Origin of the sequence: Paludibacterium denitrificans (genome assembly GCF_009707705.1) — a bacterium.
In the GTDB taxonomy this organism is placed as follows: Bacteria; Pseudomonadota; Gammaproteobacteria; order Burkholderiales; family Chromobacteriaceae; genus Paludibacterium_A; species Paludibacterium_A denitrificans.
This window is the reverse complement of the sequence record NZ_WLYX01000002.1, coordinates 122,769-143,629: the sequence shown is the minus strand read 5'-3', so window position 1 is coordinate 143,629 and position 20,861 is coordinate 122,769. Positions and strand designations below refer to the sequence as shown.

At 52.8% G+C, this 20,861-nt stretch carries 19 protein-coding genes and 1 pseudogene; 18 read left to right on the top strand and 2 right to left on the bottom strand.

What is annotated here, in order from left to right; genetic code table 11:
- The first annotated feature begins 413 nt into the window (after window positions 1-413).
- The 5 genes from GKE73_RS21305 (at window position 414) to GKE73_RS21285 (ending at window position 4,466) form a co-directional block, all read left to right on the top strand.
- The gene (locus GKE73_RS21305; RefSeq protein ID WP_230371691.1) at window positions 414-1,799 is read left to right on the top strand and encodes an AAA domain-containing protein; all 1,386 of its coding nucleotides are present in this window, start codon (window positions 414-416) and stop codon (window positions 1,797-1,799) included.
- Window positions 1,759-2,724: a DEAD/DEAH box helicase gene (locus GKE73_RS21300; RefSeq protein WP_230371690.1), complete on the top strand. Its 966-nt coding sequence runs from the start codon at window positions 1,759-1,761 to the stop codon at window positions 2,722-2,724. The genes GKE73_RS21305 and GKE73_RS21300 overlap by 41 nt, the downstream gene beginning before the upstream one ends.
- Window positions 2,725-2,764: 40 nt before the next feature.
- Window positions 2,765-3,139, top strand: coding sequence for a DUF2726 domain-containing protein (locus tag GKE73_RS21295; RefSeq protein ID WP_230371689.1), 375 nt, complete (start codon window positions 2,765-2,767; stop codon window positions 3,137-3,139).
- A 286-nt stretch (window positions 3,140-3,425) separates the two neighbouring features.
- Window positions 3,426-3,929 carry a hypothetical protein gene (locus tag GKE73_RS21290; RefSeq protein WP_230371688.1) on the top strand — a complete coding sequence of 168 codons (504 nt, stop codon included), beginning with the start codon at window positions 3,426-3,428 and terminating at the stop codon, window positions 3,927-3,929.
- A gap of 66 nt (window positions 3,930-3,995) precedes the next feature.
- Window positions 3,996-4,466: a hypothetical protein gene (locus GKE73_RS21285; RefSeq protein ID WP_230371687.1), complete on the top strand. Its 471-nt coding sequence runs from the start codon at window positions 3,996-3,998 to the stop codon at window positions 4,464-4,466.
- A 104-nt stretch (window positions 4,467-4,570) separates the two neighbouring features.
- On the opposite strand, the gene pdxR is transcribed toward GKE73_RS21285, so the two are convergent.
- Window positions 4,571-6,073, bottom strand: a complete 1,503-nt coding sequence (pdxR, locus tag GKE73_RS21280) for a MocR-like pyridoxine biosynthesis transcription factor PdxR (RefSeq protein ID WP_230371686.1) — start codon at window positions 6,071-6,073, stop codon at window positions 4,571-4,573.
- Between the two features lie 344 nt (window positions 6,074-6,417).
- Here pdxR and GKE73_RS21275 point away from each other — a divergent pair, with 344 nt between their 5' ends.
- Window positions 6,418-7,485, top strand: coding sequence for an NAD(P)H-flavin reductase (locus GKE73_RS21275; RefSeq protein WP_230371685.1), 1,068 nt, complete (start codon window positions 6,418-6,420; stop codon window positions 7,483-7,485).
- Window positions 7,486-7,521: 36 nt separating this feature from the next.
- Window positions 7,522-8,208: a M24 family metallopeptidase gene (locus tag GKE73_RS21270; RefSeq protein WP_230371684.1), complete on the top strand. Its 687-nt coding sequence runs from the start codon at window positions 7,522-7,524 to the stop codon at window positions 8,206-8,208.
- A gap of 432 nt (window positions 8,209-8,640) precedes the next feature.
- Here the strand turns inward: GKE73_RS21270 and GKE73_RS21265 are convergent, their stop codons facing one another.
- Window positions 8,641-9,573, bottom strand: a complete 933-nt coding sequence (locus GKE73_RS21265; RefSeq protein ID WP_230371080.1) for an IS5 family transposase — start codon at window positions 9,571-9,573, stop codon at window positions 8,641-8,643.
- On the opposite strand from GKE73_RS21265, the gene GKE73_RS21260 reads away from it, so the two are divergent.
- The 11 genes and pseudogenes from GKE73_RS21260 to GKE73_RS21220 all read left to right on the top strand — a co-directional run bounded on the left by GKE73_RS21260 (window position 9,572) and on the right by GKE73_RS21220 (window position 20,478).
- A complete protein-coding gene (locus GKE73_RS21260; RefSeq protein WP_280955273.1) occupies window positions 9,572-10,042 on the top strand; it encodes an aminotransferase class I/II-fold pyridoxal phosphate-dependent enzyme in 471 nt (156 codons plus the stop codon). The genes GKE73_RS21265 and GKE73_RS21260 overlap by 2 nt on opposite strands.
- Window positions 10,043-10,136: 94 nt before the next feature.
- Complete coding sequence (locus GKE73_RS21255; RefSeq protein ID WP_230371682.1) at window positions 10,137-10,445, top strand: hypothetical protein; 309 nt, start codon at window positions 10,137-10,139, stop codon at window positions 10,443-10,445.
- Window positions 10,446-10,904: 459 nt separating this feature from the next.
- On the top strand, window positions 10,905-11,705 hold the full coding sequence (locus tag GKE73_RS21250; protein WP_230371681.1) for a PhzF family protein: 801 nt from the start codon (window positions 10,905-10,907) through the stop codon (window positions 11,703-11,705).
- A 929-nt stretch (window positions 11,706-12,634) separates the two neighbouring features.
- Window positions 12,635-14,036: pseudogene (locus GKE73_RS21245) on the top strand (transposase).
- A 1,025-nt stretch (window positions 14,037-15,061) separates the two neighbouring features.
- Complete coding sequence (locus tag GKE73_RS26340; protein WP_376767463.1) at window positions 15,062-15,625, top strand: NAD-dependent epimerase/dehydratase family protein; 564 nt, start codon at window positions 15,062-15,064, stop codon at window positions 15,623-15,625.
- Complete coding sequence (locus GKE73_RS21240; RefSeq protein WP_230371680.1) at window positions 15,616-15,987, top strand: NAD-dependent epimerase/dehydratase family protein; 372 nt, start codon at window positions 15,616-15,618, stop codon at window positions 15,985-15,987. The genes GKE73_RS26340 and GKE73_RS21240 overlap by 10 nt, the downstream gene beginning before the upstream one ends.
- Entirely contained in the window at window positions 15,984-17,366 is a 1,383-nt protein-coding gene (locus tag GKE73_RS21235; protein ID WP_230371679.1) for a glycosyltransferase, read from the top strand. Before GKE73_RS21240 ends, GKE73_RS21235 begins: the two co-directional genes overlap by 4 nt.
- The gene (locus tag GKE73_RS21230; RefSeq protein ID WP_230371726.1) at window positions 17,366-18,334 is read left to right on the top strand and encodes a radical SAM/SPASM domain-containing protein; all 969 of its coding nucleotides are present in this window, start codon (window positions 17,366-17,368) and stop codon (window positions 18,332-18,334) included. The genes GKE73_RS21235 and GKE73_RS21230 overlap by 1 nt, the downstream gene beginning before the upstream one ends.
- Window positions 18,331-19,860 (top strand): methyltransferase, encoded by a 1,530-nt coding sequence (locus tag GKE73_RS21225; protein WP_230371678.1) that lies wholly within the window; start codon window positions 18,331-18,333, stop codon window positions 19,858-19,860. The genes GKE73_RS21230 and GKE73_RS21225 overlap by 4 nt, the downstream gene beginning before the upstream one ends.
- Complete coding sequence (locus GKE73_RS26335) at window positions 19,751-20,002, top strand: methyltransferase (protein WP_376767462.1); 252 nt, start codon at window positions 19,751-19,753, stop codon at window positions 20,000-20,002. The genes GKE73_RS21225 and GKE73_RS26335 overlap by 110 nt, the downstream gene beginning before the upstream one ends.
- A complete protein-coding gene (locus GKE73_RS21220; protein WP_230371677.1) occupies window positions 19,999-20,478 on the top strand; it encodes a histidine phosphatase family protein in 480 nt (159 codons plus the stop codon). The genes GKE73_RS26335 and GKE73_RS21220 overlap by 4 nt, the downstream gene beginning before the upstream one ends.
- Window positions 20,479-20,861: the final 383 nt, after the last annotated feature.

Sequence of the window (20,861 nt, the reverse complement as noted above, 5' to 3'; positions counted from 1 at the left end):
CTGCCATCGATCAAGAGCGAGCACTCATCGAACAGGTGTGGTGGATGCTCCTGTAATCAAGGCAATTGCCGCGTTACGTGCCCGAAAGCGGGGACGCATCCGTGAACTGCCGGGACGCAGGAGCCGACCTCTGAGTCTGGAGTAGGTTGCGGACATTCACAAACTATGAAGGGAGACCGCCCGGTTAGCAGGCGGGAACGGTCGTTGGTGTCAGATCAGGTGGGCAATAAATTTGGCCGATTTGGAGCCTTGCCGGTGGTAGTCCCATGAAAGTGGTCCTCCGCCACCTATTGCACCTCGCTGGTAGCAGGGCCATGTCTTTCTGGCTGCGATGTTGGCAAGATGATCTCTTATTGGAGAAATAACGGCATCCGGTATCTGGAGCGAGAGGTAGGTTCGGATGTCGTTTGTGCATGAGTAAGGAGCGTATGGTTTCTATCTATGTCGGCGAAGAGGATAAGACTGCGAAGATCAGCGACTGGACGATTTATTGGAGTGACCAATACGCAGCACTGCAACTGTCCTGCCATTTCCCATCGATGAAAACCTACACACGGCCACTCAGTGAGTGCCGTATAGTTCCCTCCCGTGAGTTGGGCAAGACGTTGCTGACGAGGCAGGGGAGCGTGGTCGTCCAGCCTATCGAAAAGGGAACGATTTACGGTGAGCGGTATGCCGTCGTGCACTATCCGGGTGTTGCCAAGCCCTACGTCTACAAAATGGACGGAATCCAGTTTGTGACGCAGACAGCGATGAAGGAATCACCTGTCTTCCGCTATTTTTCTGACGTGGCGGATACCAGAAGGGATCGCGCTGGCTCGGCGGATCAAAGGCAGATCGCAGCCAATGTTGTGCGCCAACTGGGAAAACTATCAGCTAGCCGGGATACTGCCTTGAATGCTTACTGCACAGGGCAGAATGGAACGCAGGCGCAAGGCGGCAGTCTGATCTACCCATTCGGCGTGAACGAAAGTCAGCTTGCGGCTGTTGAGCAGGCGTTCAGTGCACAGATCAGTGTGATTGAAGGGCCACACGGAACCGGTAAGACACAGACTATCCTGAACATCCTCGCCAATATCCTATTGCGAGGTAAAACGGTCGCGGTACTGTCCAACAATAACGCGGCAGTGGAGAACGTTTACGAAAAATTGGAGAAGTCCAGTCTGGGTCATCTGGTTGCCAAGCTCGGCAGCAGCAAGAACAGAGAGGATTTCTTCGCCAACCTGCCTCCTTGGCCATCGGCCGAATCCGAGCCTGCACCGACTATGGATGAAATCCAGACAATGCTCGCACGGTTAAAACAGCATCTACACGACCACAATATAGCAGCGCAACTGCAGACCGAAATTGATGAGTTGACCATCGAGCGTCGCTATCTGCAGCAGTGGCAGAACGAGAATGGGGTTCACGTTCCCCTGTCTCTGGATAAGTACGGACTATCCCCGCGCAAGACGGCGGACCTGATGGCCTACCTCGCCCATCTTCGGGAGCAGCGCATCCGGCTCAAGGACCGGATTGAGCTGCTGTTCAATTTCAGGATTTTCCGCACCAAACCTTTCGCGCAGGGGAGCGGAGCGCCTGTCCTTCTTCCATGCCCTGCAGATGCATTACTACGACAAGGCGTTGAGGGACAAAGGCGCGGCTCTGCTGACTTGCCGCGAATCGCTGGCGCGTGGGAATTTCACTGCCTTGCTGAAAGCATTAACGGTAAGTTCGATGCGTCATCTGAAGTACCATCTGCATGCGCAGGACCGCGCGTTGGAAACCTTCGACGCCCAGACCTACCGGAAACAGTTTGATGCTTTCGTGCAACGCTTCCCGATCCTCGGTAGCAGTACCCACTCCATCGTCAATTCGATTGCGCAAGGGGTAATCCTCGATTACGTGATCATCGACGAGGCCTCGCAGCAGGACATCGTGCCGGGCGTTCTGGCGCTGGGCTGCGCGAAGAATCTGATCGTCGTCGGGGACAGCCGTCAGTTGGCGCACATTCCCGTAAAATTGGGCCTGCAGCCCCCTGCTGATGCCTATGATTGTGAACGATACAGTCTGCTTGATTCGTGCATTGGTGTATTCAAGGACACGCTGCCCAGGACTTTGCTGAAAGAGCATTACCGTTGTCATCCCAGAATCATCCAGTTCTGTAACCAGCAGTTCTACGATAACGCACTGGTGCCAATGACCCAGGACAATGGCGAAGCACCCCTGCGGCTACTGGTGACAGCCAAGGGCAATCATACCCGGAGGAACACCAACCTCAGGGAACTGGACTCCTTGCTCAAGGTACTCGACGACGAGGGAGGGCCCATCGAGCTGAGCGAAGATGGCCGAGGCTTCATTTCTCCCTTCAGGGCACAGGTCACACTCTCCGGCACGTACTTGCCAGCGGATTTCGTCAAGGATACCGTGCACAAGTTTCAGGGCAGGGAATGCGACGAGATTGTCTTCTCTACCGTGTTGGACAAAAAGCACCACAATGAGGAACGGCTAGATTTTGTTGATGATCCACGCATGGTTAATGTGGCGGTATCGCGAGCCAAGACTCGATTCACACTGGTGACAGGCGATGAAGTTTTCACTGCAAACAACAGCCATATCGCGGCATTGATGCGCTACGTTGAGTATTACGCGCAGGACGGACAAATTGTGCGTGCGCCCGTGGTGTCGGCGTTTGATCTGTTGTACCGAGAGTACGACCAGTCCACCGGCACGGCTCCGGGCTAGGCTTCGCACCGAAGATTCCCGCTTCAGATCAGAGCAAATCGTGGTGCAACTGTTGCGGGAGGCTCTGTCCGAGGCGCCGTACCGGGCACTGACGTGTCACGCCCAGGTTCTGCTTAACCAGGTCGCTTCATCGACTAACCCGGCCTTGGCGAAGGATGAGCTGGATTTCATGCGCAACCGTGCCAGTTGCGATTTCGTGCTGTATTTCAAGGTGGGTAAAACCCCGCTGGGAGTGATTGAAGTCGATGGCGGCTCCCATGACAGGCCCGAGCAAGCGACACGAGATGCTTTGAAGAACAGCATCCTGGCGAAAAGCGATATTCCCATCCTGCGCCTGCGCACCATCGAAAGCCACATCGAAGAAAAGATCGATGGATTTCTCGCCCAATGGGCAAGCTCTGTGGCAAACGTGTGAAGCAACAAACGGGCACTGCGATGCGGTGACAGCCTCTATTCCAGTCATGTCGGACTGTTGTCGCCCAATTATTCCAGATATGAAATTAGCTTGTAGGTTTTGCTGCTGCTTCTGATACCTGATGTAGGCGGTAAAGTACAACGGACGCCGTTGATACAAATCAAGATTTTGCCCGCTGCCGATCAAGATTAAATGGAATTAATCCTGAGTTAAGGTTTCCCCCTTACAACGTCCCTGCCACCTACCGATTAAGGCCGTGATATGCCTTTATTATTATAATTAGCCGATGGATGTACATATGTTCCAGAAAAATTTATTGCGAAGTAGTATGCTTATTGCATTAATCCTGCCCGGTATGGGTTATGCAGCTAGTCAATCTCTTCTTCCGCACGATCACAATGACCAACACACGCTGCAACTAGAGTTAAATTCTGGTAAGAAATGGCAAACAGATGCTGCCTTGCGGCAAGGAATGGCGGCCATCTACCTACAACTTTCATCAGCCATGCCAGCGATTCACCAAGGTGAATTTCCCCCTTCAAAGCTTGATGATCTTTCGGTTGAAATCGAAAAACAAGTGGCTGGCATCGTTTCTAACTGCAAACTCAATGCTAAAGCAGATGCACAACTCCATATTATTGTCGCCCAATTATTGAAAGGCAGCACACAGTTAACAGGAAAGCAACCGGGCAGTAGTGCCAAGGAAGGGGTCATAACTGTATTAGATGCAATCAGTAATTATACTCGTTATTTCGACGACTCAGCGCTTCGCCATTCATTTCAACATTAAAATTAATTGACAAGCTGAATGGTATTTTGCTTTCGGTTTGCTATTAATAGCATAATGGTTCTAGGTATGAATACTCACAATGCTCGCCGAATTAGCTATAAACTCACCATGTTTGTAATGCTTTTATTTGGTTCAACTATCTTGTTAGTGGTTCCAAATTTATTAGAGAGTTTTCGCCGGGCACAAAACAGCGAACCAATAGGTTATACGATAGGACCTATCAATAAACCTTTTTGGAACGAGCTGAATGAAACACGCAGCATTGTACAGATTGAGTTGAATGATATTTCTAATTCGAGTATCGGAACATCTTCTAATATTTTAACAAATGATGCTCAACTTCATTTCCGAACGGCAATGACAAAACTGCCCTATAGTGTTCGGTCACTACCCGCTCTTCGTGAGATTCATGCCGGAATTGCGAATGACCTAGAATTGCTACAAGAGGGGAAAGGTATAATAAAAGAACTTGTGGCAAAACAGATTATTAATGACATTAATCTCATGGAGAAATTGATCAGATCTCAAGGGTATTGAAATAAAAAAGACTAAATATCGACTGCTTATTTTAGTGTAAGTCACTCTTCCCTATGATGTATGTACAGTTGGACTGCCTCGGGCAGTCCAACAACGTCTCACAACTATCTAGGTCGGTCGGGAAAATTTGACCTATCTATATTAATAGCCCCTGCCACTTGTTGCTTTAACGCTGCAGCTAAGCATCTGATCCCAGCGTCTAGTTCTGCCTCAGTAAGGTGGCCAAAGCCAAGTCGAATAGCTCGTACTGGCGTCGTCTCTTGTGAAAAAATCTGCCCATCTGTGATTTGAAGCCCTTGTTTGGCGCAATCAGCAACGAGCCTTGGCATATCAACCTGTGACACAAAACGCAGCCACAACGCGATGCCTCCAGCTGGCAGATCGAATTGTCCCCAGCCAGCTAATCGTTCAGTAATACAGGTAGCAACAAAGTCACGCCGGGCCTGATACACTTTTAGTGTACGGCGGATATGACGGTGTAACTCACCGCTGGACATCAGCTCACCTACTGCCAGCTCAGTGAGCTGATTACCCTGTCGATCAATTAGCATAATCTCGGCAGCACACCGTTCAATTACCCTTTCAGCAGCAACCAAATACCCCAGCCTTAGTCCCGGTGCTAACACCTTTGACAATGAGCCGATATGTAGCACTCTTCCATTGCGGTCCAAGCTTGCTAGAGGTGGGACCGGGCTATGCAGGTAGTGAAACTCGTGATCGTAGTCGTCCTCAACAATGGCAAAGCCATATTGTTCAGCTAGTGCCAACAGACGCATACGCCGGTCAGCAGGTAGCATCACTGTTGTAGGAAATTGATGATGTGGAGTCACATACACGATACGTACTGTGTGGGTACGGCATAGATCTTCCAATGCATCAGGTAGTAATCCGTTCTCATCTTGCGCCACATTCAGCACCGTAGCTCCGCAACTACGAAATGCCTCACGTGCTGGGGGGTAACTAAGTGATTCAAATACCGCGCAACTATCTCGATCTACCAGTAACCTTGCTGCAAGGTAGATGCCCATCTGACTACCTCGTACCACACATACTTGTTCAGGGCGCACATTAAGTCCACGCTCCATTCGCAGCATATTTGCGATGGCGGTACGCAATTCCGGTGTGCCTGCGGGGTCTCCGTAACCGAGCTGGTTATGGCGTACCAACGTCACCATTGCGTGGCGATAGGCTCTGGCTAGGACATCGTAGGGAATCAGACGGGTATCAGGTATGCCATCGGAAAACACCAATTTGCCAGTTTCCCTCTTTCTCGTTTCACCGAAATAGTCCGTCAGGGTTGGTGAGACCCTCCTAAGTGGTAACTCAGCGGGGATTATTGGTTCGCTGGCTTGCAACGTGAATGTGGGTAGACGAGCTGAGACGAACGCCCCACGGCGGGGTTGCTGCTCAATCCAGCCTTGTGCCTGTAACTCATCGTAAGCCAATACAACCGTCTTGCGGTTGATTGACAAATCAGCAGCCAGCACTCGGCTGCTGGGTAAGGCATCGCCTGGACGTAAACGTGCGGCGCGGATATCCGCTACCACTGCTTGAGTAATTTGCAAGTGCAGCGGCAGTTCGCTGCCTTGCTGCAAAGGCAGTTTCAAGGACCATGGTCTTAACATCAAAACTCCAGTTGGACTGGTAAGAGTTCCAATTCTTGATGTTTCTAATGGTCCAGAGCAAGTCTGGCGTATGGTGCTATCTGCTTTAACGCTCTGCCCTAGTAGGTTCGAGTATCACCCACAGTCTTTCTGTGCTGTTTCAGTCGCTAGTCACGGTGTCTGGTGCAGTGACGAAAACCTCAAGCACACAATATATTCCCCTCTTTACTCCGGTATTCAATCCAATCTGGACCGGCAATATTTTGAAAACTGGACCATGTAATAGGGCCAGTAACTTGTTAGGATATTGTCAACAGTTCAATGAAATGCCTAGTAGGAAGGATGCCATGTCATCGTACGATAGTAACTTCTATGAGTTAGAGGTACTCGACAAAGAGTTCCTAAATAACTCAGTAGTACGCCTCCGCATGGTCTCGCCACAGAAAAGAGGCATGGAGTATCAGGCAGGCCAGTTCCTAAATATTGAATTAGCAGATGGTGACGTCAGGTCCTATTCGATGGCAAACGTGTGGGCAAACGATGGCGTTATCGAGTTGCACATTCGGTTGCATAAACACGGAAAATTTTCTGAGTTACTTCGAACAGAGATTGAGCCCGGAAGTCGACTGAAGGTCCATGGCCCATATGGAAACTGCACTCGGGTCAATCCAGCAAGTACATCAAGCAAGATTCTAATGCTCGCAACGGGTACTGGATTGGCACCTCTGAAAGCGTTGTTGGAACAGATATTAGAGGCCGGGAGTAAGAACCCCGTATGGCTATATTGGGGGGGCAGGGGATCATCCGATCTCTATTTTTCAAAGCAAATGCGTGATCTGGAAAACGCCTTTGGGAAGTTCCATTACATACCCGTACTCAGCAATCCAGAGCCCGCTTGGTCTGGTGAAGTTGGATATATCCAACAAGTGGCAGCTCGTGATCACCCGAGCCTAAATGATGATTATGTTTATGCGTGCGGGGCTCCAGCCATGGTTAATGCAGCAAGGGTAATCCTGACAAAAACCTGCAACCTACCGGATCAGGCCTTCTTCGCGGATGCATTCGGGCAATTGGTTACAGGCTCTGTCACACCTAACCAACTGGTTAAGGTATCAATGCATGGTCCTAACGGCCAATCAACACAACTCAATCTTCCTGAGGGTAGCTCGCTCATGGAAGCATTGCGTATAGGCGGTCATATCAAGGGAATCTGCGGTGGACATGCCTCCTGTGGTACCTGTCGGGTAAACATAAACCCAAAATGGGTAGAAAAGTTAAAACCTGTAAGTCATGCGGAAAAACGCCTACTGACAACATTAGACGAATTTCGCTCAGGTGACAGGTTGGCATGTCAGCTAATCGTGACTAAGACACTCATGGGCCTTGATTTCACCATTCCGGACCACCTTTGGTGATGTCCAAATTTTCCAAAAAATCGATAGGAGACATTTATGACTGCAATAGCCAAACAAGAGTTGGAAACAGTTGGAAAAAACTATGATAGGGATAAGATGTTTAAAGTCAGGGGGATGACGCGAGATGCTATTCGTGCGATTGCTGCTGCAGTAAAACCGGGCATGCTTGAAGAAGATGCCGTGGAGATGGCCAAAGATATTCTGGCGGAGAAAAAAATGCTGCGAGGGTGGCACGATGTCTATGTCCGCTTCGGAGCCAATACGACAAAAACTTTTGGCGCCGCATCAGATCCGGGCATTCGTTTGGGAGAAGATGACATCTTCTTTATCGATATCGGGCCGATTTGGAATAATCTTGAGGGGGATGGTGGTGAGACCTTTGTTATTGGTTCCGATAAAGAGAAGCTACGTTGTGCCAATGACGCACGAGAGATTTTTCACGAGGTAAGAAAATATTGGCTGAAGACAGGTGGTAGTGGACGGAAACTATACGAAATTGCTGCCGCGGCAGCTAAACAGCGTGGCTGGGTTCTTAATTTGGATTTATCTGGCCACAGGATCTCTGATTTCCCTCATGCTGCTGTTTATGAGGGTCCGATGGCGGAGGTTGATTTCTGTCCTTCTGCTCAGTTGTGGGTTCTTGAGATTCATATCTGGAATGTCGACCATACTTACGGTGGCTTCTTCGAGGACATGCTGCTGGATGATTCCTATTTTTCGTAAATAGTATTAGTTTATAATAAAATACTGATTATTAGATAACAGACCATACAATGTGTGGTCTGTTTAGTCAAAATGGCCCTGTTTTATAAATCTAGGGCAAGATGATTTACCTCGTTCTCCAGCAGATTTATCCCATCACTACCGGGCATGGATGGCTTAGTATGCTGAAGCTGTTCAAGATGTTCCCACTCGCTTGCCGCTGTGCCTCTTGGCCATTGAAGCGCCGGATTGCCCCTCTTTCCCCCTGCGGTTGCACAATGCATCTTGGTTTCCACCAAGCCACAGCGATCATTGCTGCTCCAACGCTTCCAGATCGCTCAGTTTGATCGCTTGGTAGCCGGAGAATCGCGTTCCGGCTCTGTACGCTCAGTAAAATATGGCTTTGTTGCACAAATCAGTTAAAGGCCGAACTACCCCAAACCCCGGGCGGACTTATCCCATGCGGACCGTGTGCGGCGTGCCCAGCGCAGTAAAGCGATTGAGTATCGCAGCACAGATTTGAAGCTCTGCAACCTGCCGGTCAAAGTCCCGCGATTTGACGCGGTCTGCCAACAATTTGAAGCAATGCATTTTCGTCTCGACCAGGCTGCGGCGATGGTAGCCAGTCCACTTTTTCCAGAGCGTCCTTCCCAAGTACTTCACCGCGCGCAGTGACTCATTGCGAGCCTGATTGCCCTGTGAATTCCCTTTCCAGAGTTGACCGTTTCGCCGCGGGGGAATGATGGCCGCTGCGCCACGTTCTGCAATCGCAGCGTGACACAGGCGCGTGTCGTACGCCCCATCCGTGGTTACCGTCATCAGTTCTTCTGACGCTGGGATTTGCGATAGCAGCTCTGGCAGCATGGTGGCGTCGCCAGTGCGGTTGTCCGTCACTTCCATTGCACGGATTTCCAGCGTCTGCGCATCTACCCCCAGATGCAGCTTGCGCCATTGGCGGCGGTAGTCTGCACCATGCTTTTTCACCTTCCACTCGCCTTCGCCCATCATCTTTATGCCGGTGCTATCCACCAGCAGATGCAGGCAACCCTGCTTTTTCTGTACCGGGATACGCACTTGTAGGTCTTTCTGGCGTCGGGAGAGCGTACTGAAATCAGGCACCGCCCAGTCGAGCCCGGCCAAATGCAGCATGCTTTCGACCATGCCAGTGGTTTGGCGTAACGCGAGGCCAAAAAGGCATTTAATGGTGAGACAGAACTGAATGGCGGCGTCGGTAAACGTTGGCTGGCGCCCCCGTTTACCAGTGGTAAGCGCTAGCCAGTTCATAGCCTTGTCGAGCCAGAGGAGTAGTTGCCCTCGCTGCTTGAGGGACTGATTGTAGGTCTGCCAGTTGGTGGTTTGGTACTTGGGAGGGAGGGGCTTGCTCATGCCGTCATTCTACCGGACGTATACAAGCCCAGATTTGTGCAACAAAGCCCACCCCGTCCCCCACAATGGAGACAAAAGCCTGCGTATAGCGTTGGCACATCGTGCGCTAACGGCCCAAATGCTTCTCTCCCCTGACGACATCATCGTGACCCATGGGTGTATTGAGGCCTTGAACCTGGCCTTACGTGCGGTCACCCAGCAGGGAGATCTGGTGGCCGTGGAATCGCCCACATTCTTTGGTTTGTTACAGGTTCTGGATAGTCTGAAGTTGAAAGTGCTGGAGATCCCGACGAGTCCCTCTAGCGGTATCTCACTGGAAGCGTTGCAGCGGGCAGCCGATCACTATCCCATGCTGCGTGCCTTGGTGGTGGTCCCCAATGTGCAGAACCCCCTCGGCTGTGTGATGCCGGATGGCCACAAGCAGGCCCTCGGTGGCATGGTGCGAATCACGGAATCTTCCTTTGATTGAAGACGACACATACTCAGCGCTGGCCTGCCGGAAGCTCCCTCTCCGTGCACTCAAATCGTGGGACCTCCGTGGCAACGTGATTCATTGTGCCTCCTTGAATAAATCGTTGTCGCCCGGCCTCCGGATCGGCTGGATTAGTGCCGGACGCTGGCACGATAAAGTGGAGATGCTCAAGTACGCGCAGTCCCATTCCAATGAAGCGGTGGCCCAACGGGCCATTGCAGAGTTTATTGCCTCGGGAAACTACGAACGCCATCTGCGTCGCTTACGTCTGACGCTGACGACGCAGCGTGATCACTATGCCACCGCTATTGCTGAGCACTTTCCAGAAGGCTCCCGCTTGAGTCATCCAGGGCGGTGGATTATTCTTGTGGATAGAGCTACCTCCCGCAATTTCAGCTGAAACGCTCTTTTACCAAGCTTTGGAAGAGGGTATCCATCTGGCGCCCTGGTGGCTTGTTTTCTAATACCGGCCGCTTTGAGAACTTTCTGCGCATTAACTGTGGCACCCCATTCTCACTAGCGATTGACGGGGCGCTCTCCAGGGCTGGCGGGCTGGATGAAATGACACTGAATCGCTTCTGATTTTCTGTTTTGAAATATGGCGGACTTTTCAACCATCTACGACCAGTTGACGCTGCACCTGCTTAGTCGGCTGGCCGTTCGGCCAAAGCGGCTGGTCGAGCAATAACTGTTATATGGGAGCTACCGGCCAGAACGGGCTACTAGGGATGTGGTCGCGATAGACTATTGGCATAATTTGATTATTTATCTAGCCCAAAGCAAATGATTGGACTCGAAACAGTTCAAGGAATGGACTGCCGGTTGCTGACTAATCTATCAATTTGAACAGGGACATCTCATGAAATTGCCGATCTATCAGATTGACGCATTTACGGATAAGGTATTTAGAGGCAACTACGCTGCGGTAGTGCCACTCGAACGCTGGTTGCCCGATAGTTTGATGCAGGCAATCGCCGCTGAGAACAACCTGTCAGAAACAGCATTCTTCGTGAAAAATGCCGACGGCGCATTTGATATCCGCTGGTTTTCTCCACTAACCGAAATCGCTTTTTGTGGACATGCCACGCTGGCAAGTGCATATGTGATCTTCCAGCAATGTGCTGATTTGGAAGTCATCGAATTTGTTGCGAAAGCGGTCGGTCGACTTACCGTTTGCCATACACGTGACGGTCTGATCGAAATGAGCTTCCCGCAACGTCGGTCTGAAAAGCTGGACGAAATACCCGCAAACCTGATCCGGGGGCTTTCGATACGGCCTCAAGAAGTGCTGATAAACCAGCAAGCCTATGTTGCCATCTACGGAACAGAACAGGAGGTACGATCCGTTGTCCCTGAACTCAATCTGCTGTCGGCACTTGGCCCGCTCGATGTCGTCGTAACAGCGCGCGGAGATCAACATGATTTTGTGTCCCGCTACTTCTGGCCTGCCAATGGCGGAGATGAAGATCCGGTGACCGGATCTATTCACGCGGCGCTCGCGCCATTATGGTCTGACCGTTTGGGTAGGTCAGAACTCGTGGCCATGCAGGTCTCACGCCGCAGCGGATTACTACATTGTCGCGTACAAGACGACCGGGTATATATCTCTGGTCACGCTGTTCAATATCTTGAAGGGACAATCGAAATACCGGAAGCGTAGGAGCGAAAGCCCGGATTTACCTGGCTTTTTTCTTTGGAATGTCGTTTGATGCGTAATAGGTCAAGAAGGATGTGGCCGCACAGGCAGGACGCCACCCCCTGCGTGTGCACGCCCTTTCGGAGTTGCAATACGTACAGCGCTATTTCACGTATTCCAGTGCGGCCAAATGGATTATCCCCAGCAGTAACTTGGAAATCAACGTGGTGTGCACCTGAGGAGGACAACCGCTCGGTGGGACGGCGAGAAACGGGCAGCAGCTATAGCTGCTATGGAGATGTGGCGGGCGTTGGCTTGCACACGAGCATGCATTACGCGTAAATTTGCATGTAAATTACAAATGCATATTTCGTGCGACATCCATCATACATAAGCAAGGTAGTATCTTGAAATTCATTACCTATTTACCTCTGGCGCTTGTATTGATTTTATCGGGATGTCTCTATGGCCAGTGCATAAACGGACCTTGTTCATTAGAACGAGAAAGGCTAATTAAGTCGATTAAGCCTTTCGTTGAACTATGGAGTAAGCCTGAATCCTCACCAGAATCACGCTTGAATGACTGGGTAGCATGCGGAGGCCGAATAAATGGGGGCGTCGGATTCGATACAAGGAATCAGATGCATGCAGGAGAAGACTATGAATCAGCCCGAAAACGCACGGAAGACAATTTTTACCGCTGTCTGATTGGCAAGGGGTACCACTACACAGGATGTGACATAGGCTTGTTCAAAGGGCGGGCAATCTGCGGTGGCAAGTAGTACCACACGTCACGTGTTTGGTGGGTAATTTATCTTTAATAGTTGACTAGCAAGTGTGGATTAGTCTCCTGCCGTGAAGAACTACTATCGGCCGATTGTGTTGAAAAACTCCCGGCTCCTCTGATGCGGCGGTAAACTATGCCTAGTGCATTGAGACGCCGAGGTGTCGATATGATGGGGCAGCAGACAGGTGGTCAGGAGCGATTGTTCTATTCCTTCAACATTGAAGGCCACATCCCCCCAAAGCACCTCTTGCGCGGCATCGATCGCTGTCTCGACCTAAGCCAACTACGCCACCACCGGTTGACCACTACAGTCACACCGGACGGCCGTCCATCGATCCGGAATTGATGATTCGCATGCTTATCATCGGCTATTGCTATGGCATTCGCTCTGAACGCCGGTTGTGCGAGGAAGTCCATCTCAATCTCGCCTACCGTTGGTTTTGCCGCTTAGGCCTGGAAGATGCGGTGCCCAACCATTCGACTTTCTCCAAGAATCGGCACGGGCGTTTTCGGGAAAGCGAGACGTTCCGTTGGCTGTTTGACCAGGTTGTTCTTCGTTGCATGGCTGCAGGGCTGATCAAAGGAGAAGGCTTTGCGGTCGATGCCAGCCTGATTGCTGCCGACGCAAGCCATGACCTGAGTATTGCTCCGGGTGAGCAAGTGAATTGGCGGGATCCTGCGCACAACAAACGAGCGGTCCGGGAGTATTTAGCCGCCCTCGATGCTGACGCCGAGGCGCAACCTGTCACGCGGAAGACCTCCTTGAGCGATCCCCAGTCCCGTTGGACTGCCGCTACTGGTGGGATCGCCTTCTTTGCCTACTCGACCAATTACCTAATCGACACCGCGCATGGTGTCATCCTAGATGTCGAAGCCACGCTTACCATCGTACGGCAGAGGTCGACTCTACCAAGACCATGGTCGATCGTGTTGAGGAGCGCTTCGAACTGCGTCCCAAACGGCTGATTGGCGATACGGCTTATGGCACCGCCCCCATGCTGGGCTGGATGGTCGAGGAGAAAGGAATTGAGCCGCACATGCCAGTCTGGGATAAGAGCGCGCGAAAGGATGACACTTTCTCAAACAGCGACTTCACATGGGTCGCTGAAGCAAACGAATATCGTTGTCCGGCAGGCAAACCACTGCGGAGCAACTGGCGCCCATTCAAAAATCCGCGCAGCCACGTCACACAGGCCGACACCATCATTTACCGAGCCAGCCAGTCGGACTGTAAGGATTGCGCGATGAAGCCGCAGTGCTGTCCGAATATGACTTTCCGGAAGATTGCCCGCAGCATCCATGAGAACGCTCGCGATGTTGCCCGACGCCTCCGTGAAACTGAGGGGTATCAGCAATCTCGGTGCGAACGTAAGAAAGTGGAAATGCTGTTCGCACACCTCAAGCGGATCCTGAAGCTCGACAGACTTCGCCTTCGGGGGCTGTCGGGTGCGCAAGACGAATTTACCACGGCCGCCATTGCCCAGAATTTGCGTCGATTGGCCAAGCTGGCCAGCCCGATTCACCCCCTTGGTGGGCAAGTTGCGCCTGCTGGAAACGAAATGAGATGAAATAGCTTAGAAAAGCGGTCTTTTTAGACCGTTTTTACGATTAGATCCATGAAAAATGGCCTCTACATCCACAGGAATCGGCTGTGCTACCGGGTTTTTCAACAGAATCGGCCGGGAGCAGCCATTGCCGGGATACGGGGCCAAGGTCTCAAGCTCGGCCTTTGCAGCCAGTAAGCACAGTACCGAACACCGGCAGGTTTACACAGAACTTCGGACATGCACCGTTGAAGAAAAAAATGACATATAGCAATAACATGTACTACTCTAATGTCATTTAGATATATAATTATCACTCCCACTCTTTGGGGGTGATAAATGAGCAACAGCCAGATCGAAGAAGTCTACCGCGTCGCTACCCGCAAGGACCTTACAGAGACCGGCGACTGGCACAACCAGAAGGGTGTCGACTTTCAGCGGGCATGGGCTTGAGTTTCTCAGCGAGACGGCGTCCGCCTCCCCAAACACTGCCGACGTCTAGTTGGCTCAACAGGGTTGTCGTTTCATGGGCGGACAGCGAAGTGTCGACAAATAGTTGAGCCGAAAAGACAGCTGTTGTGCCGAATCAAAAATTTGCATAGCATTCAGAAAGCATTGATATATCTATATTGTGTCTTGGATCGGGTCTTGGACAACGACTTCGTCGGTGGGTACGTACCTCTGCAGAAACGACCCGAGTGTCAGTTCAGACCTCACGCTTAGCTTTGCTCCGGGCGCTTCCCAGACCAGAGGGGAGTAGTGACGGTCTGTTCTGACTTAACCTGAAGGAGCAAACCTGTGTGTCATTCCCTGTCAAAAGTCGGCATCGACCGACGATCTGTTCAGCTTACTCAGACCTCATCCCAGTACTGCTGGAATTGGTGTTACTCACCTCAGGATGGAACTGCGTTGACAACACTTGCGCAGCAACGACTCCGGATCGCCCCTTCCCATTTGAAGCAAGCGTAGAAGCCTGAACAACGCTACTGATTGCTTCACTTGCCGGAACTACCCTTGCGGAAGTACTGGCTCTCAATTTTGGGAAAAACATGACAAAGACAGTATTGGTCACCGGTTCTCGCGGCCTAGTGGGGCGGCGACTTTGCGCGTCGCTCAGAGATGATGGTTTTTGGGTCAAAGAACTGGATCTACAGTGCCTCGGGGAGAGTCTCGGTGATGTGACCCGCCAAGCCGACATAGATGCGGCCATTCAGGGATGCGCCGGTGTTGTTCACCTGGCGGCCGTTTCAAGGGTTGTCTGGGGGCAACGAGATCCAGACCTGTGTTGGCTCACAAATGTTACGGGCCTGCAAAACCTCATTAAGGCAGCGTTGGCCCAGAGTTCTAAACCGTGGATTCTGTTTTCGAGTAGTCGAGAGGTTTACGGGCAGACTTCATCGCTCCCAGTTGTTGAAACGGCCGCGTTGAATCCACTCAACGTCTATGCACGCTCCAAGGCTGAAGGCGAGCGCCTCGTTCTGGAGGCGCGTAGCCATGGCCTACAGTCTGCTGTCGTCCGACTTTCGAATGTGTACGGCTGTACGAAGGATCACGCAGATCGAGTCATTCCAGCGTTTGCCGGGCTGCCGTTGAAGGCTTGCCCTTGCGCGTAGATGGCAGCAATCACACCTTCGACTTTACCCACGTCAATGACGTCGTTCGAGGTCTTCGTGCCTTGATCGGACTGCTGGAGTCCGGAGAGCAGTCATTGTCCCCAGTGCATCTGGTTTCAGGGCATCCGACTTCGCTAGGCGAACTCGCAGCGACCTGTTGCCGACTTGCAAAGAGCGGCGCTGCCGTTACAGAGGCGGCACCACGGTCTTACGACGTTGCTCGGTTCTATGGCGACCCGGCGCGAGCGCAGGAGCTTCTTGGCTGGAAATCTGAAACTTCTTTGGAAGTGGGCTTGATGCGTCTCATCGAAGACTTCAGGCACGAACTTGAATTGCGCAGTGCAGCGGAGGCATCTGTATGAAAATTCTGAAGGTAATTCACGGTTATCCGATGCGCTACAACGCCGGTTCCGAGGTCTATAGCCAGACGTTGTGTCAGGGGCTGGCTGATCGACACGAGGTCCATGTCTTTACCCGCGAAGAGGATCCCTTCGCGCCGGACTATCGTCTTCGCAAGGAGCGAGATCCCGATGACGCAAGGATCACTCTGCATCTGGTAAACAACCCGCGGCTCAAGGACAGATATCGGGCTGAAGGGATAGATCAGCGCTTCGCCGAGGTATTGGACGAGGTGCAGCCCGATATTGTACATGTCGGTCACCTCAATCATCTCTCGACGTCGTTACTGAGGGCTGCGGCCAATCGCGGGATACCGATTGTCTACACGCTTCACGACTATTGGGTCATGTGTCCGCGCGGCCAATTCATGCAAACCCTCCCCGAAGATCCTGACAATCTTTGGGCGGCATGTGATGGGCAGGAAGATCGCAAGTGTGCCGAGCGTTGTTATGCGCGTTACTTCAGCGGTGCCGCCGATGAATATGAAGCGGATGTGACTTACTGGCAAGACTGGGTGAAGCGCCGCATGGCACACATGCGTGAGATGGCCGAACTGGTGGATGTGTTCATTGCCCCGGCGCGTTACCTGTTGGAGCGCTATCGCCATGACTTCGGCCTGCCCGAGCGCCAACTTATCTATCTGGACTACGGTTTCGACAGAAGGCGTTCCGCCAACCGCATCAGGGTTCAGGAACCGGAATTCACGTTTGGGTACATTGGCACCCACATACCCGCCAAGGGAATTCATGACCTGATCCGTGCCTTTGGGCAGCTCACCGGCAAAGCCCGGCTCAGGATCTGGGGGCGCCCGCGTGGTCAGGAAACGGCCGCGCTGAAAGACATCGCCGCAAGCCTGCCAGCCGAGATCGCAAACAAGATCGAGTGGATGCCTGAATACAGGAATCAGGATATCGTTCGCGATGTTTTTGATCGCGTGGATGCGATTGTTGTGCCATCGGTATGGGTGGAGAACTCGCCGCTGGTCATCCATGAGGCTCAGCAGGCTCGCGTACCGGTGATCACCGCCAATACCGGCGGGATGGCCGAGTATGTCCACCACGAGGTTAATGGGCTCTTGTTCGAGCATCGCTCATTCGCTGCACTGGCGGAGCAGATGCAGCGTTTTGTCGATGCTCCTGAACTGGCGGCCAAACTCGGGAGTCGTGGCTATGTTTTCAGCCAGGATGGTGACATTCCCGATATTGATACCCACGTGCAGGATATCGAAGCCTTGTATCAGCGAGTCCTTCGTCGGCGAGACAGAACAAAGCTTTCGCATGCGCAAGCACCCGGCGCATTACTTTTGATACCAACCCGGATACCTGCAACCTCAAGTGCGTGATGTGCGAAGAGCATTCGCCGCACAGCACGTTGCAACCTCTGCGCAAGCTCGATGGGCGCCGTCATCGTCGCATGCCCTTCGAGATGCTGAAGCGTGTCGTCGAGGAAACGGCTGGTAAAGGACTGCGTGAAATCATCCCTTCAACCATGGGTGAGCCTTTGCTCTATGAGCATTTCGAGGACATCCCGGCTTTGTGTGCGAAGCACGACGTCAAACTGAATCTGACGACCAACGGGACCTTCCCGAAGTACGGGGCTGGCGATTGGGCCGCACGCATTGTGCCGGTCACCTCCGATGTGAAGATCTCACGGAACGCCGCCTGCAAGACCACTCATGAATCGATCATGTTGGGCTCGAAATGGGAAGAATCGCTGCACAACTTGCGTGAGTTCATTGCGGTGCGTGATGCGCATGCAGCGAATGGCGGCAACCGTTGCCGCGTGACGCTCCAACTGACCTTTCTGGAATCCAACGTCGAGGAGTTGGCCGATATCGTGCGACTCGGTATCGAAATCGGCGTGGATCGGATCAAAGGCCACCATCTCTGGGCGCATTTTCCTGAAATCGAAGCCTTGTCGATGCGCCGCAATGCTGACGCGATCCGGCGCTGGAATCTCGCTGTCGAGCAGGCTCGAAAGATCGCTCTGGAACAGCCGCTCGCAAATGGGCGCGCGATTCTGCTGGAAAACATCTTTTCGCTGGACGAAGGATCGACCCAGGAACTCACGCCTGATGGCCTGTGCCCATTCACGGGGCAAGAGGCATGGGTCAGTGCTGAAGGGCGATTCGATCCATGCTGTGCGCCGGACGCGCAGCGCAGGGCTTTGGGAGAGTTCGGCGAATTGCTCGACACCCCCTTGCTCGATATCTGGCAGGGTGATGCTTACCGCGCTCTGGTTGCCAGTTACAGGAATCGATCTCTGTGTGCCTCCTGCAACATGAGAAAGCCTGCGGGGGAGGCTCTATGAACTGGCGTGATCTGAGCGTATCTGCATGCGGGAAGTACCATGAGTGCGATGGTCAGCCAGCGTATTCCGGGTGCTTTGACGAAGTGCTCAAGTTCCATGCGCCGGGCCTCGCGCCTGTAAAGCGTGGCGATGAGGCTCGGCATATTGGGCCGGATGGCAATGCAGCCTATTCCCGCCGTTTCATTCGCACATTTGGTTTCTATGAAGGTTTCTCTACGGTACAGGCCCGGGATGGCTGGCACCACATTCGTCCAGACGGAAGCGATGCCTATCCTGAGCGGTATGACTGGTCCGGAAACTTTCAGGGCGAACGCTGTACGGTGCGATTGCGAGATGGTCGCTATCGACATGTGCGCTCGGATGGCTCATTCGCGTATCCGGAAACCCGGCGCTATGCCGGAGACTACAAGGACGGATTCTGTGTCATCCAGAATGACGCAGGTCTATGCACGCATCTGGATCTGAACGGTAAGCCGTTGCATGGCAACTGGTTCACTGATCTGGACGTTTTTCACAAGGGTTTCGCACGCGCGCGTGATGGCGACGGCTGGATGCACGTTGATCTGCGTGGAGTACCTGCCTATGTGCGACGATTTGCGGCTGTTGAACCGTTCTATAACGGTCAGGCAAGAGTGGAGCGATTTGATGGTGGCACTGGAGGTCATCAACGAGCAGGGGCAACGCACTGGTCGAACTTCGCCCTGCTAGACAGTCTGAATTTGCGGCGCTTTCAGGCGATATGGTTGGTTACTGGCGCACTGAAACGATTGCGGCAGCGATACGTCTGGGCGTCATCGAGGCCTTGCCTTGCACACCGGCGCACTAGCCGAAAAGTGCGGGCTCTCCAGCGATGGAGCCATGCGACTGCTGCGGGCCCCGGGGAGCTCAGACTTGTTGAGCGTAATGCTGAAAACTGGGGATTGAGCGTTCGTGGTGAGTTCCTGTTGGCAGACCATCCACTGAGTCTGGCGGACGCTGCGCTCGAATACTCAGGAGCTCTGGGCGACTTGTGGTCGTCCTTGTCTGAGGCGCTTAAGGCTCAGGGGGATTGGCGCGCTCCGGATATTTTTGGCGATGTGGCCAGAGATCCTGCACGTCTGCAGGGGCATCACCTAATGTTGCGTAGTTATGCCCGCCATGATTACGCATTGATTCCGGATGCTCTCGGCTTGCAGGGCCGTGAGCGTGTGGTGGATGCAGGCGGTGGGTTCGGAACGCTTGGAATGAACATACTGAGTGCGTATCCCGATGCTCACGTGACCGTGCTTGATAAGCCTGAAGTGGTTGAGCAGGCCCGCAACAGCCTTGGTTTGGTGCCGGGCTTGAACTGGTTGCCTGGTGATCTCTTTGAGCCACGGAGTATCCGGGCTGATGTCGTGATTCTGGCCAGAGTGCTGCATGACTGGGACGACGGTGATGCAATCAAGATCCTCGGCTCAGGCTCGCGCTGTCCTCTCGCCGGGAGGGCAACTTTTCATCATCGAAATGCTGATGGAAAAGCACGGTGTATCGGGCGCTTTGTGTGACTTGCACTTGCTGATGGCTACCGGAGGACGGGAGCGCTCGAAGAAGGCCTTTGAACGGTTGCTCGCTGAAGCAAGGTTCCTTCTGGTTGATGTTCGTCGAGTAGCGGCGCTTCCTGCAGTGTTGTGTGCGGAGGCGATATGACTAAGGCGCACGGTTGGGAGATCCCCGCGTCACTCCTGAGTAATCTTGAGCAGATCCCGGTCGATCAGCCTGTCGCCTTGCTTCTGAGGCACTCCGTGCGAGACGAACTTCCTCCGGGTGAAGCCGGTAATGAAGTGCCGATCACCGTCGCGGGCAAGGACATTGCGCTCAAACTGGGCCAGAAACTTGGTGCTCGCCTGAGATCATTGCATAGCAGCCCATTGCCCCGCTGCATTCAAACGGCCGAAGCCTTGCGGTTCGGTTCGGGTGTCGATGCCCGTATTGCCAAGAGCCGGTTACTGGGTGACCCCGGTGTGTATGTGCTGGATGGCAGTTTGGCGTGGAGAAATTGGGAGACGCTTGGACACGAAGAGGTCATGCGGCATCTTGTTGCAGGCAAAGATGCTTTGCACGGGATGGCACAGCCTGATGAAGCGGCCTCGGTTTCTGGTGGAGAGCATGTTGTCGTCGGCTGATGGCGAACTAGGCATCCATGTTTTTGTGACACATGACGTATTGGTGACAACGACGGTCGCGAGGCTGCAAGGAGTTCAACATGAGCCTGCAGACTGGCCGCTTTTCCTCGAAGGAGCTCTGTTCTGGCGTAGCAAACTCGGCGTGCATGTTGTGTATCGAGACAGCGCCCACTTGGTTGCGCCTTCTATCCTTGTGCCATCTAGTGAGCTACATCGCTGAATCACACACCGGCCTTCCTAGATGTACCCGAGGGCCGCTTTACTCGCGATAGCGGCCGATGCCACGAGGTCCATTGAACGTCAGCAAAGGCCGAACTTAAGCTCTTCCTGCCATGCTGTTCATGACAGCCAATACTCAGATTCCTTCTCACTGAAAAGGAGTC

Bases quoted from the DNA above. Each gene is read 5' to 3' on its own strand.
- GKE73_RS21265 (WP_230371080.1), bottom strand. From the start codon at position 9,573: ATGAGCAAGCCCCTCCCTCCCAAGTACCAAACCACCAACTGGCAGACC.
- GKE73_RS21250 (WP_230371681.1), top strand. From the start codon at position 10,905: ATGAAATTGCCGATCTATCAGATTGACGCATTTACGGATAAGGTATTT.
- GKE73_RS21275 (WP_230371685.1), top strand. From the start codon at position 6,418: ATGTCATCGTACGATAGTAACTTCTATGAGTTAGAGGTACTCGACAAA.
- GKE73_RS21260 (WP_280955273.1), top strand. From the start codon at position 9,572: ATGCCGTCATTCTACCGGACGTATACAAGCCCAGATTTGTGCAACAAA.
- GKE73_RS21305 (WP_230371691.1), top strand. From the start codon at position 414: ATGAGTAAGGAGCGTATGGTTTCTATCTATGTCGGCGAAGAGGATAAG.
- GKE73_RS21285 (WP_230371687.1), top strand. From the start codon at position 3,996: ATGAATACTCACAATGCTCGCCGAATTAGCTATAAACTCACCATGTTT.
- GKE73_RS26335 (WP_376767462.1), top strand. From the start codon at position 19,751: ATGCAATCAAGATCCTCGGCTCAGGCTCGCGCTGTCCTCTCGCCGGGA.
- GKE73_RS21270 (WP_230371684.1), top strand. From the start codon at position 7,522: ATGACTGCAATAGCCAAACAAGAGTTGGAAACAGTTGGAAAAAACTAT.
- GKE73_RS26340 (WP_376767463.1), top strand. From the start codon at position 15,062: ATGACAAAGACAGTATTGGTCACCGGTTCTCGCGGCCTAGTGGGGCGG.
- GKE73_RS21230 (WP_230371726.1), top strand. From the start codon at position 17,366: ATGTGCGAAGAGCATTCGCCGCACAGCACGTTGCAACCTCTGCGCAAG.
- GKE73_RS21220 (WP_230371677.1), top strand. From the start codon at position 19,999: ATGACTAAGGCGCACGGTTGGGAGATCCCCGCGTCACTCCTGAGTAAT.
- GKE73_RS21225 (WP_230371678.1), top strand. From the start codon at position 18,331: ATGAACTGGCGTGATCTGAGCGTATCTGCATGCGGGAAGTACCATGAG.
- GKE73_RS21290 (WP_230371688.1), top strand. From the start codon at position 3,426: ATGGATGTACATATGTTCCAGAAAAATTTATTGCGAAGTAGTATGCTT.
- GKE73_RS21235 (WP_230371679.1), top strand. From the start codon at position 15,984: ATGAAAATTCTGAAGGTAATTCACGGTTATCCGATGCGCTACAACGCC.